This window comes from Dokdonella immobilis, assembly GCF_900115085.1.
In the GTDB taxonomy this organism is placed as follows: domain Bacteria; phylum Pseudomonadota; class Gammaproteobacteria; order Xanthomonadales; family Rhodanobacteraceae; genus Dokdonella; species Dokdonella immobilis.
Map to the genome: position 1 here is coordinate 161725 of NZ_FOVF01000002.1, position 13847 is coordinate 175571.

5 protein-coding genes and 1 pseudogene are annotated in these 13847 nt (G+C 59.2%); 3 read left to right on the forward strand and 3 right to left on the reverse strand.

Annotated elements, in window-relative coordinates; genetic code table 11:
- Positions 1-53 precede the first annotated feature (53 nt).
- The gene (aceE, locus tag BM125_RS02015; RefSeq protein ID WP_092404357.1) at positions 54-2777 is read right to left on the reverse strand and encodes a pyruvate dehydrogenase (acetyl-transferring), homodimeric type; all 2724 of its coding nucleotides are present in this window, start codon (positions 2775-2777) and stop codon (positions 54-56) included.
- Positions 2778-3322: 545 nt separating this feature from the next.
- Between aceE and BM125_RS02020 the strand changes: the two genes are divergently transcribed.
- Positions 3323-3556, forward strand: coding sequence for a hypothetical protein (locus BM125_RS02020; protein ID WP_092404359.1), 234 nt, complete (start codon positions 3323-3325; stop codon positions 3554-3556).
- Between the two features lie 45 nt (positions 3557-3601).
- Here BM125_RS02020 and BM125_RS20935 read toward each other — a convergent pair whose 3' ends face one another.
- Both BM125_RS20935 and BM125_RS20940 read right to left on the reverse strand, forming a co-directional pair.
- Positions 3602-3763, reverse strand: a complete 162-nt coding sequence (locus BM125_RS20935) for a hypothetical protein (protein WP_425429587.1) — start codon at positions 3761-3763, stop codon at positions 3602-3604.
- Positions 3764-3791: 28 nt separating this feature from the next.
- Positions 3792-4033: pseudogene (locus BM125_RS20940) on the reverse strand (L-serine ammonia-lyase, iron-sulfur-dependent, subunit alpha); the annotation flags it as partial.
- A 234-nt stretch (positions 4034-4267) separates the two neighbouring features.
- Here BM125_RS20940 and BM125_RS02030 point away from each other — a divergent pair.
- Entirely contained in the window at positions 4268-4702 is a 435-nt protein-coding gene (locus tag BM125_RS02030) for a helix-turn-helix domain-containing protein (RefSeq protein ID WP_245778766.1), read from the forward strand.
- Between the two features lie 72 nt (positions 4703-4774).
- Positions 4775-13846: a SpvB/TcaC N-terminal domain-containing protein gene (locus tag BM125_RS20400; RefSeq protein ID WP_217647787.1), complete on the forward strand. Its 9072-nt coding sequence runs from the start codon at positions 4775-4777 to the stop codon at positions 13844-13846.
- Position 13847 lies beyond the last annotated feature (1 nt).

Here is a 13847-nt window from a genome sequence, read left to right on the forward strand (position 1 = left end):
GCAGCCAGTGTGCGAAGATGAGCATGATCCCGCCTCCGCGCATCGGCGGAGCCTCAGACCGTGGTCGGATTGGGCTTCTCCGGATCGAGCTTCCATTGCTTGATCGCCCGCGCGACATCCTCGGGATTCATCTTGCCTTCCTCGGCCAGGGCGGCGATCGCCGCGTGCGCGACCCAGTAGCGGTCGACCTCGAAGAAGCCACGCAGGGCCTCGCGTGAATCGCTGCGGCCATATCCGTCGGTACCGAGGGCGATGAACTTGCGGCCATCCGGGATGAAGGCGCGGATCTGGTCGGCGTAGGCGCGTACGTAGTCGGTCGCCGCGACCACCGGCCCGGCGTGGCCCTCGAGGCATTCGGCCACCCAGGATTTGCGCGGCTTCTTGCTCATCGGGTGCAGGCGGTTCCAGCGTTCGACGTCGAAGCCGTCGCGGCGCAGTTCGTTGAAGCTCGGGCAAGACCAGATCGTGCTGGCGACGCCGAATTCTTCTTCAAGCAGTTCCGCGGCAGCGATGACTTCGCGCAGGATCGTGCCACTGCCCATCAACTGCACCTGCGGCACGTTCTTCGCCTTGCTCTTTGCTTTCCCGTTCTCCCCATTGCCCATTCCCGATTCCCGCAACAGGTACATGCCCTTGACGATGCCGGGCTCGGCACCCTTCGGCATGTCGGGATGGGCATAGTTCTCGTTCATCAGCGTGATGTAGTAGTAGGTGTCCTCCTGCTCGGTCAGCATGCGGCGTACGCCGTCCTGCAGGATCACCGCGACCTCGAACGAAAAGGTCGGATCGTAGCTGCGGCAGTTCGGGACCGCGCCGGCAAGCAGGTGCGAGTGGCCATCCTCGTGTTGCAGGCCTTCGCCGTTGAGGGTGGTGCGACCGGCCGTGCCGCCGAGCAGGAAGCCGCGCGCGCGCATGTCGCCGGCGGCCCAGGCGAGGTCGCCGATGCGCTGGAAGCCGAACATCGAGTAATAGATGTAGAACGGCAGCATCGGCACGTTGCTGATCGAGTAGCTCGTCGCCGCGGCCATCCACGAGGAGAACGCGCCCGGTTCGCTGATGCCCTGCTGCAGCACCTGGCCCGATTCGTCCTCGCGGTAGTACATGAGCTGGTCGGCGTCCATCGGCTTGTACTTCTGGCCGAACGGCGCGTAGATGCCGATCTGGCGGAACATACCCTCCATGCCGAAGGTGCGTGCTTCGTCGGCCACGATCGGCACGATGCGCGGGCCGATGACCTTGTCACGCAGGAGCAGGTTCATGCCGCGCACGAAGGCCATGGTGGTCGAGATCTCGCGTTCGCCGGTCCCCTTGGTCAGCTGTTCGAGCGCGGACAGTTCGGGCGTCGCCAGCGCTTCGGACTTCATGCGCCGCTGCGGCAGGAAGCCGCCGAGCGCCTTGCGCCGTTCGAGCATGTACTGCACCTCCGGCGAATCCTTGCCCGGGTGGTAGTACGGCACGCTCGGCAGGTCTTCGTCGGAGATCGGGATGTTGAAGCGGTCGCGGAAGGCGCGCACGGCGGCATCGTCCATCTTCTTCTGCTGATGGGTGATGTTCTGCGACTCGCCGGCGCTGCCCATGCCGTAGCCCTTGACGGTCTTGGCCAGGATCACGGTCGGCATGCCCTTGGTATTGACGGCCCTGTGGTAGGCCGCATAGACCTTGTGCGGATCGTGACCGCCGCGATTCAGGCGCCAGATGTCGTCGTCGGACAGGTTGGCGACGAGCTGGGCGGTTTCCGGGTACTTGCCGAAGAAATGCTCGCGCGTGTACTTGCCGCCGAAGGCCTTGCAGTTCTGGTATTCGCCGTCGACGGTTTCCATCATCAGCTTGCGCAGCATGCCCTTGGTGTCGCGGGCCAGGAGCGGATCCCAGTAGCTGCCCCAGCACAGCTTGATCGCGTTCCAGCCGGCACCGCGGAACACGCCCTCGAGTTCCTGGATGATCTTGCCATTGCCGCGGACCGGGCCGTCGAGGCGTTGCAGGTTGCAGTTGACGACGAAAATGAGATTGTCGAGGCCTTCGCGCCCGGCCAGCGAGATCGCGCCGAGGGTCTCAGGTTCGTCCGACTCACCGTCGCCGATGAAGCACCAGACCTTGCGGTCGCTCGGCGCGATCAGGCCGCGGTGCTCGAGGTATTTCATGAACTGGGCCTGGTAGATCGCCTGCAGCGGGCCGAGGCCCATCGAGACGGTCGGTACCTGCCAGTAGTCGGGCATCAGCCACGGGTGAGGGTACGAGGACAGGCCCTTGCCGTTGCCCTGCACCTCCATGCGGAAATGGTCGAGCTGTTCGGCGCTGATGCGACCTTCGAGGAACGAGCGCGCATAGACGCCCGGGCTCGAGTGGCCCTGGTGGAAGATCAGGTCGCCCGGGTGCTCGTCGCTCGGCGCCCGCCAGAAGTGGTTGAAGCCGACGTCGTAGAGGGTCGCGCTCGAGGCGAAGCTGGCGATATGGCCGCCGAGGTCACCGGGTTTGCGGTTGGCGCGGATGACCATGGCCATCGCGTTCCAGCGCACCAATGAACGGATCCGCCATTCCATGGCCGGGTCGCCCGGCGACTTCGCCTCCATGTGCGGCGGGATCGTGTTGATGTACTCGGTGGTCGGCTGGAACGGCAGGTGGCCGCCGGCGCGCCGGGTCTCCTCGACCATGCGCTCGAGCAGGTAATGCGCGCGCTCGGGGCCGTCGGACTGGATGATCGCCTGCAGCGATTCGGTCCATTCCTGCGTTTCGACCGGGTCGAGGTCCTGGTCGAGGATGTCGTTTAGCTGGTTCATTGCGAATTCTCCGGGCGCCGCGGCCACGCCGATGCGTAGCCACTCGATATCCGGCCAGTTTAAGGCAACGGGCCGTAGGTGGCACATCGGCGGGGCGAATTCGCGAGATGGGCTGATTGAACGACTCGTCGAGGCGGACGCGATCGGCCGCACTGCCGGCTCACGTCGAAGGCGATCGCTCCTGGGGTTGCCCATTCTCGGCGCCATCGTGAATCGGCCCCTGTTCATTCGCCATCTTTGTCTCTGCTGGCGAGCCAGAGTCAGCTTGGTCAGGGTGCTCCGCATCCGGACCGCGCGAAGGTCACAAGTCCCGTCGCAAACATGTCGACGGCGCCGTGCCCACGCCGCGCAAGACGCGGCGCGTGCCCGCTCAGGGACCGCCAGAGGTACGACGGAGACGAGGTCTTCGCTGATCCCCTCATTGCGAAGCTGGAGGAAGGTGCATTACTGGTCGGCAACCGCCCAAGTCCTTGCGGCCGCATGTCAAGGCCCGCCGCGATAGGGGGCAGGCTATCGCGGCTGTCTACGCAATCGGTGGATACAGCATGAAAGCGATCGCCGATCACTTCGGGCTGCGCTATTCGATGGTCAGAAGGAGTATCAAGAAGATTCGGGACCCAGGGCATGACTCCCTTCTTGTGATCGCGAAGAAAATCAAGGACAGTAGCGAGGTCATTCGCGCAGCGTGGGCTTCCGCCGAAAACAGCTACTCGCAGATTGCCGATCATTTCGGGCTTTTCTTCGCGACGGTAAGGCGCATCGTTCGCCAGCGGCGATGACCACGCCATCAGCGGGCGTGTCGAAGTAGCGCCTCGTCTCGCGAACTAGCGCTCGATGATATTGACGGCGAGACCGTCGTGCGAGGTCTCCTTGCGCTTGTCCTGCATGTCGCGGCCGGTGTCGCGCTTGGTCTTGATGACCTTGTCGAACGAGACGCGGTGCTTGTCGTGCCCACCCCATGGCCATGCGTGGGGCGTCGATCGCATTGACCGATCTCATTGCGTTGCGTTCAATGCAGGGGATCTGGGCGAGGCCGCCGATCGGATTGCAGGTCAGGTCGAGGTTGTGCTCCATGCCGATCTCGCGGCCTTCTCGATCTGGTAGATGCTGCCGCCGGGCGCAGCCGTGAGTTCGCCAGCGGCCATCGAGCAGGTCACGCCGACCCCGCCCTGGCAGCCGACTTCGGCGCCCGAGATCGAGGCGTACTCCTTGTACTGGACGCCGATCGCGCCCGAGGTCAGCAGGAAGTCGATGATGCCCTGCTCGTCGGCCTTCGGGCAGAGAAGTGGTCGTAGTAGTGCATGACCGTCAGCATGATCCCGGCGGCGCCGTTGGTCGGGGCGGTAATGGCGTGCCCGCCGGCTGGGTCGAGTTACTTAGGTCGGCTTTCCAGGTGCTCCTGGAGACTTTCTGCCCATGCTTGTATCCAGTCGGTTGCGTTCGTTAACATTCGCGGCTGGACTGAAGCGCTGCTTAAGGACAAGTGGGCCTTGAAAAAGAATCCAAGTTCAGCTAACGGAACTCTCCAGGAATCACTGGCAGATCGGGTACGCTCCGCTCGCAGGAAAGCCGCGATATCGCAGACCGAACTGGCAAGGCGTATTGGCGTAAGCGCAAGCGCAGTGGCCCAATGGGAACATCCGAGCGGCACCCAACCCTCGTTGCAGAGCCTAATCCGAATACTCGAAATTACCGGGGTTTCACCGGACTGGCTGGTCATGGGTAGAATCGCACATGGAGGCGGGGTGGGTGCACCTGCTTCCGAGGTGCCGGCGATTTCCCTTGAGATCTACGCGCACTCCGTGCAGGAAGAGAACCTGCTCACCGTTTTCCGGGAAATTCCGACTCGCAAACGGTCGCTCCTGATAAGCCTGGCCGAGGAGTTTGCCGCCCAGAACGTGTCCCCCGGACGTAAGCGTCGCTAAGATTCAGATCCGCAATTGCGTTGCCCGGGCTTTCGTATGCTCGGCGAATCTCTAACGCAATGGGAGCGGATCATGGAGCGGGAACGTCAGGGACGGCATGCGCCGTTCGCATTCGTCTGCGCAATGTTGATGACGCTGGGTGCGGGAGTCTCGTCCCTGTATCCGCAACGCGAGGCCCTTGCTTCGGGCGTGACGACCTTGCCGCCGAACGTCACTCTCGATGCCGCGCCGAACCACGATGCCTCAACAGGCACGATGGCCGATCAGGCTGGAACGGATGGTGGCGCGTCCACTTACCGCGTTCCGATCGTCGTGCCGCCCGGTCGTGCCGGCATGCAGCCCTCCCTGGCCCTGGTCTACAACAGTCGCAGTGGCGACGGCGTGGCTGGACTGGGTTGGTCGATTTCCGGTCTCAGTTCGATCCACCGTTGCCCACAGACGCCCGAACAGGACGGGCAAACACGCGGTGTCTCCTACACCCTGAATGACCGTCTATGCCTGGACGGCCAGCGCCTGGTCAAAGTCGGTGGCAGCTATGGTCAGCTCAATGCGACCTACAAGACCGAAATCGACAGTTACGCGCGCATCACGCAACTGGGCGGCAATATCGACGGTGCCTCTGCGTACTTCAAGGTTGAGCAGAAGGATGGCCGCATCCTGTATTACGGCACGACAACCAACTCCCGAGTAGCGCCGAGCGGAACGAACAACAAACCATTGAGCTGGCTGGTCGACAAGATCGAGGATCGGATTGGCAACTTCCAGAGCTACAGCTACGACGTCAGCAATGGCTATGGCGAGGTCCTGCTCGATACGGTGACCTATACGGGCCTCAATGGTGTTGCGGGCAATCGCACGGTCACGTTCCACTACAAGACGCGCACGGACGCCGCCAGTGGTGCCAAGGACGTCGCTTCGAGTGCATTAGCAGGCGGTATGTCGATGCAAACCCAAGCGCTCGATTGGATCAGGACAGCTGTCGGAGGCGTGACCGTTCTTCGATACGAACCGAACTACGCAGTGTCGAAATACAGCGGCCGACTCCTGCTGACATCCATGAAGGAGTGTGCGGGTGAGACCGCCACCTGTCATCCTCCATCGCGCTTTGTCTACAACGACGAATGGCTCGACCCAGCATCTGCTAGCGAACCGACATTTCAGCTGAAGTCTTTGTCGGCGTTAGGGCTGCCGTCGCCACCCACGCCGACTCCCGGTCTCGATGGCCAGGCCCACAGCGATGTCTATCGCGTCCGCGTTGGCGGCGACTACGACGGAGACGGTACACGAGAAACAGTGGTGAGCATTACCAATGGAGTGGCCGGTAGCGCGTATCTAGCGCAATTTACGGCCGACAGGCGCGTTCACAATCCGTTACTCATTCCATCGGACTACAATCTCCTGCAAGCCCTGGATGCCGACATAGACGGAAGCGGCCGTTCGACACTGGTCGGCACGATGCAGACGGGACTCAACGTCGCGTTCGGCATGTGGGACATCGAGCGGTTTCCGCGGGGGCTCCCTCCAGGTCAGAATCCGTTTGTTGCGATTCAATCGGATATTGCACTGTCTTCCGCTTTTCCCATTGGTCACATCCATAATGTGTATCCGGGCGACTTCGACGGCGATGGACATACCGACATTCTCGTCGTCCGTCCTGAACCGGCATGCGGTTCCATCGGCCCCGGCACGATAAACGGCCTCTCCTTCTACAAAAATCAAATCACTGGCGCGCTTAGCTCGACCGACACGGCGCATTTTGGTGGGAGGAATTTTCTCACCTGTTTACCTCGTATTGTTTCCGGCGGTGTCTACGTCGAGGCGGTCGTCGATCATATTGGGGATTTCAATGGCGACGGGCTTGCGGACGTTTTTCTGACTTATGCGGGGGGGGGTGAAGAGAAAGGGGACTTTGCGGGAATAGCGATTACTCAGCTAGGCGCCAATTCCGCGAATATTGGTTCGTGTGCACAGATCGGCCTTGCCAGCGATGATTGTACGTGGGGCAACGGCTATGTATCACGCTGGATGGATGTCAATGCCGATGGCCTTGAGGATCTGGTGCTCGCCAAGCCGGTCGCGGTCCAGGGGAAATGGCATATCCGTCTGAACAACGGCAATGGTCAACTCGGTGTCGATATCGACACCGGCAGCAGTGCCGGATTGCAGACCTACACCACTGGCGGGTTAGTGCCGGTAAATTTTCGATATGCCGATCGACTTCCGTCGATGGACGTCGACAGCGATGGAAGGGCGGACATTCTCATTCCATCGCAAAAGCCCGGCAAGGCGGCGTTTGCGCTGAGAATGTGCACGCTAAAAAAAGTTCGACAAATTGGCACTGAAGGTTGTCCGACGCCTGGGAGTGCGCCACCGTCGAGTGGAGGAGAAGATCCAGAAGTGGGGGAGGTCTGCGCGGCGTACGCGTGTCCGCCCTATCCGGAAAGCCTCGAAACCGATTCCGGCGATCCCGATGACGATCCGGATTTTCTCGACGACATGCCGCAAAACCCTCGTCAGCCCGGCTATAGATGGTCGTGGTTTGATCCACAAGGTCAACCCGTTCCCGCATTCAATTCCTACTCAAGCAGCAGCATTCACGGCGGCACATTCGACGACAACAGTGTCTACCACTTGGCGCAGGTCAAGTTCGTGCAGACAGGGCCTGCGTCATTTACCGCCAGTGTCACCGAAACGCCTCTGGTTTCCCGATTGTCCGACTACTACGGTGGCAACGACGATCTGTTCGGCGACGGGTTGCAGGATCTCACGACGTCTGTCGGTTGCTTGGATATACAGGTATTTCATGGGGATCCCAATAGTCCCGTTTGGATTCATCAGCTATGCTCTCCAGTCGATGATCCAGACTTTGGTCCCGCGACTATTCCGGACGGAACACCTGTCTCAGCGCTTGCAGCTCAGTTGGTGCTGTACGCCAATGTCAATCAGGGAATCCCCGCGCCCGGAGGATCACCCGACGCTACTACCATTCCCGGCTCGCCGCGACCCTCGGCGCCGACCCTGAACGCCACCGGCGGCATCAATCTCTCTTTGCCGATACCGCATCTACCGGGTCTGATGGATCGTGCCGTAGGTGGGGTCGGTGATTTTGCGGTTTGGGGCTACTACCCGCTGTCGGTTCCGGCCAAAGATCGATACAACAAGATATTCTATACGGTGCTTCCTGATCAGTCGCAGGATCCCAACGGATATGCGGATGAAAGGCACTACTACTTCCAGAGTTCAATGCCGACTGTTTACGGTATGGCGCAGAACAACGGACTGGGAAGCGCTAGCGGATATCGTAGCGCCACCTATACGTATCGAGAGGCGATGTATCACCACCTTGGCCGTGGCTTTCAGGGCTTTCGCTCGATCAGCTCCACAATCGATGACCCAAGCGATCGCGCGCTGCGCACGACAACGACCTTTCATCAGAAGTTTCCGTTGACGGGACGGATTGAGGAGGTAGATACAGAAGTCCCCTCAAGCGGCCGGCTGCTCAAACACGAAACCGACACCTGGATATGCGATCTCGCGAGAGGATCATGTCCGCAAGGCGGCGACATTCCGGGCTTGCCATCCTCCACGAACGGTGGAGTCGTATTTGCGCCGCTATTGGACAAGCAACTTGTTGAGAATTTCGATCTTGTTTCGGGGGCTCGCTACAACTATTCCGAGACAGTCAACGCTGAGGGCGATTCTTCATCTGGATGGGATCTCTATGGAAACCTCAAGAATCAAGTCATAACAAGCGTCGAAGAAGGAGCCAACGCTGTCTTCAGCCAGCACGGAGTTGTGAATGAAAATGTATACGCAAATGATCTTGGAAGCTGGTGGCTGGGCCAGCTTTCAAGCAGCACGGTAACGACATCACTGAGCTATTCGAGCAATCATCCGCTGCCTAACGGGGTGAATTTGCCCCCTGCCCGCAAGATAAGAACCGAGTACAGCTGGAACCCTGATCGTACCCCGCTTTCAACCAAGGTCCATGACGAACTGGAGTCGACGTGGGTTGAAACCACCTACGACTATAGTGAGACCAATGCGAAGGGCCTTCCCAATGCGGTCACTATCGATGCTTCCAATCTCGAAGCTTCTCGAAGAACCACGTTTGACTATACAAAGGATGGAACAACAAGTGCCGGAGCGGGCATGGCCGCCATGGATGGATACTTCGTCCTCAATACGAAGAACCCCGCGGGGCATTCAACAAGGACGACACACGAACTTGGATACGGCCAAGTCCTGGACACGGTGGATCCCAATCAACTGACGACGAGCAACGAATACGACGGATTTGGTCGGTTGAAGAGCATGAGCTTCATGGATGCCAACAACAACGTCATGCTGCCGCCCGTCAACATCGGATATTTCCCATGTAGCGGTGGATACGACAGTAGTTGTGGGAACGGTTTCGGTGACAGCAACACGGACAATCAACATTACGCCGCCTGGCGTGTGGTACGTGTGCAAAGCGGGCATCCGACAGCGGTGGATTGGTTCGATCCGTTGGGCCGCACCATCAAACATGTCGAACGTGGTTTCAGTGACGCAGATTTTGTCGAGACTTTTACCGAGTATGAAGCGATGGGAACGGTGTATCAGCAGAGCGCGCCGTTCTACCGCCTCGACGGAAACGGATCGCTTACCGCATGGACATATGATCCGTTGGGTCGACCGCTCACGAAGCGCGTCTATGTAGGGGACCTCGGTGCCTCATCTGGCGACGTATTGACGACCTACGCCTATGAGGGAAACAAGACCTCGATCAACGTCCGCGTGGTCGGGTTTACCGGCAGCTGCAATAACCTGAACAACCAGTGCATGAACATGAGCCGGACCTACGACATGCTGGGGCGGCTGGCCCAGACTGTCCAGGGAAATGGCACGAACCCCACCTATTCCGCGGCCGACTACTGGTATGACGGAACGGGAAATCCTATTGCTGCCAGAGATGCCGGGGGATCGGTCATCAAGGGTATGTACAATGATTTCGGTCAGCGTACCGACCTCTATGATCCCGATGCTGGGCATCGGCACTTCATCTATGACGGCTTGGGCGAGTTGGTAACGCAGACCGATGCCCGCGGTGTATCGACAACGCAGCGATATGATTCGCTGGGTCGAGTCTTTGAAAGGACGGCCACCGACAGTAGTGCGGCTTCTCCAGTTCCCAAGGTCATTTTCGATGAATGGTCATATGACCCGAAGGGATTCAGTGGGGGCAAGGGCCTGCTCGCCTATTCGCAACGTCGAACCGGTGCCAGCCTGGCGACTCTGGGATCGTCGCCAATCTGGAAAGAATCGTACCTGTACGAAACAAATACCAAGCGCCCCTCTACCGTCACCACGGAGTTTGAAGGCCAAAATCCACTATTGACCGGTTATGCATATGACGCCGCAGGGCATGTTGACAGGGTGGACTATCCAAGTGGCTTAACAGTAGAAAGGGCCTATACAGGCTACGGATTGCTCAATAGGCTCAGCAACTTCATCGATGGCACGGAATACTGGAGGGGGGAGTCACAAGACGCCTGGGGCAACACCACCAGAGAAACCTATCTCGACAGTATCAACGGCGTCCACTCAAGCTATCCATCTACCGGACAGGCCGCGCTCAAGACCTGGACTCAGGACTCTGCTCTGCTAAATCAGCTTGACTACAAGTACGACAGCTTTGGCAACCTGAAATTCCAGGGCGCCGTGCTCAGTGGCGTCGCTGCTAGTGAATCCTATGTTTACGACGGACTGCAGCGGCTGACCCAGACCACGCGAATCGGCGTGCCAGGCAATCCGGCTCCAATTAATTACAAGTACAAGCCCAATGGCAATCTGGAAGCCAAAAGCGACTTCAGTTCATTTAGCGACAACGCATATACCTACGATGCCGGTACCTGCGGCCCGCACGCTGTTACAGGCGTGGCGAATAGCGGCATAACGCGGACGTACACATGCGACGCGAACGGCAATGTGATCGGTGGATCTGAGATCACCTTTGCAAACTACGATTTCAACAATCAGCCCTGGAAGGTAAGCCGCTCAGGCGCAGGGACAGCGCTGTTTGCGTATACGCCAAACGGTGATCTGTTCAGGACCATTGCCGGTGATCAAAGCACCTGGATTGGGCCGGAAGGCTACGAGACAAGCGTAGTAGCGGGCGTTACGGTTTATCGTCATGAGTTGGGGCCCGTTCTCGTGCTGCGAGAAAACGGAGCTGATACCGCCAAGGCAGTCTTACGGGATCGCTTGGGCTCGCAAGTCATGCTGGTGAGCAGGAGCGGTGGCGGTGGAGGCGGACCACCAGCGTTGCCTGCTCCAACGAGTAATGCCAATCCCAGCCTGGATGGCCATTACACGATCAGCTGGCAGACGGTCACTGGCGCCACGCGCTATGAATTGTTCGAGCAAGTTGGTGATGGAAAAGAAATGCTCGTATATGCGGGGGCAGACACGCACTGGTCGCCAGCGGCACCGCGACCCGTGGGCACTTACAACTACCGCTGGCACGCATGTGATGTTGCCTGCGGCGAATTCAGTGGAATTCTCATTCAGAAGGTCGCTCCACTTCCCGCCAGCATAACGCTGAGCCCAAACCCCAGCACCGGGACCTATTCGGTGAGTTGGACGCATCCAGACGGCGCCCAAACGTTTCGTTTGGAGGAGCAAGTCGTCACCGGCGCGAGGACTTCGCCATGGGTAGTCTTGCTTGACCAGTCCTCCGCCACTCATTGGGATGCGCTCGGAAAGGCGGCAGGGAAATACAACTACCGTGTGCTTGCCTGCTCGGATGTCTGCGGTGGCTTCAGCACCGTTGTTACGGAAACCGTTAACTCCGCCGTCAACGTGCCACAGCCTCCGGCCTGGCTGACTGCAACCTTTGAAGCGGGGTCCACGACAAGCTATCGAGTAAATTGGGCCTCTTCAGCCTCTGCCAGCTACTACCTGCTTGAGGAAAAAATCGGATTGGGCAACTTTACTCCTGTCAATGGTGTCACTGGCACTTTCCATCTGTTTTCCAATAGACCACCAGGGACGTACACCTACCGGGCAAGGGCGTGCAATTCTATCGGGTGCAGTGTCGGTTACAGTCCGACCGCGACAATAACTGTTGATGCGCTTGCCGTCTGCAATCCGCAGAACCTTGTGATCGCGCCGGACAATAGCCTCGACGGAAACTTCCGGTTGACATGGGATCCAGTCCCAGGAACCGGCATTCGCTACAGCGTAGAAGAATCAACGACTGCCAGCACGCCGTATCAGTGGCACGTAGTGTCCGATCAGACAGCAACGCTGTTTGATGTCACCGGAAAACCGGACGGTTCGTACCCCTATCGTGTGAGGGCCTACAGTACAACTTGTAGCGGCTACAGTGCTGTCTATATTGAGACGGTGCGTTTGGTGCCCGATGTCCCGACGATGCACCCGCCCAGCCCGACAAGCAGCAACGGGCAGTTCGAGCTTTCCTGGAGCCCTTCACCCACCGCCACCTACTACAGGCTGTCCGAGCAGGTCAACGGCGTTTGGTCGGAAATTGGCGATGACAACGGGCAGGGCATCCATGGAACATCTGTGGTTCTGCATCGCGGTGATGGGGATTACCACTACAAGGTGCGCGGATGCTTTATCGGATCCCAGGTCCGGTGCAGTGGCGAGTCAAATGTTGTCGCGGAGCATGTCTCGGGAAGCGGGCTCCCGATCATGCCTCCTACGATCACCAGTTCCCTGGGGGACAACTGCGGGCATGTAAGTGCAGGACATCCGGCGTCCTACACCATCAGCTGGTCGCTCACGAACGGAACGGAGTACGAAGTCCTTGAGAGCAACGCTGATGTCCCCGGGCCCAGCACTTACTTCACGACCGCGGACCACATGGCATTCACCCATGGGCTGCCCGGAAGCCCTCCAGGAGGAACCAGGCCGGATTCCACGACATACGACTATTTTGTGCGCGCGTGTATCGGAACCGGCAGCAACAGACCCTGTTCAATCTGGAAGGGCGGCGCCCATGCCTGCGTCGGCGACGGCCTGAACCGCCCGGGCGCCGAAAACTCGGCGACGGCCTATGACGCTTTTGGCAAGGTGCGAAACGGCGACTACTCGGACAAGGCCAACGGCACCTTGAATCTGCTGCCCGATACGGTTCGCGGGTTCACCGGGCACCAGCATGTCGATGACGTGCGCCTGATTCATATGAACGGGCGGGTTTACGACTATCAGCTGGGGCGGTTTTTGAGTGTGGATCCGGTGATTCAGTTTCCGACGAATACGCAGTCGATGAATCCGTATTCGTACATTATGAATAACCCGTTGTCGGGGAGGGATCCGACGGGGTATCAGTCTTGCTCAACCGGGACGCACATTGAAGGAAGCAGTGGGCCAGATTGCGACAGCATTGGAGTTGCGCAGATTCAAGTTGGCCAGAGGAGTGAAGGTCCCAAACAGAAGAGCAGTGGGAGTCAATCACAGTCTGTGAAAGTGGCTCCAGTGAGCGCGGCGGATGCCACTTCTGCCACCAAGCAGCCAGCGTTGGACAATCCAGGCGCACCAACCAAGCCACAAGATCATGGCAACCAAGATGGAATGCTTGGCGCAGTGGTAGTCACCGCAACGGCAGCCGTCAGATTTGGCGAAATGGTCAGTCCGTTCCCTTGGGGGTTCAGTGGTACTAGCGGGCGGATTCCCTGGGCAGGAAGGGGTGGCCTAGCCGGTATCGCTACCGCGCTGATACTTTATTCACCAAACGCAGGTGATCCAAACGAGTGTATGTGTGGTTGCGGAAATACGTGTGGCGCGCTAACTGGGGCTGCTGGATTGGAGGGTTTACGTGGTTCTACTATGTCGAATGAGGCTGGGGAGAATGCTGATTCAGGAGAAACCGCTCCACCTGTGCCAGGCGCAAAGCCGGGACGAGAAACGAGAGGTCGAACTACTCAATGGGAAGCGCCGGGCGGGATGACCGAGGCCGATCGAGACTTTGACGGAAAACAACCTACCGGAGTAAGGACCCTTCCCAACGGTGGCCGGGTCGGAAAATTGCCCGACGGTTCGACAATTGTAGTGAGGCCAAACAGTAGCGACGGTAGGCCTACTCTGGAGATTCAGCACGGGAAGACCAGTGACAAAGTCAGATACGGCAACAAGTGAG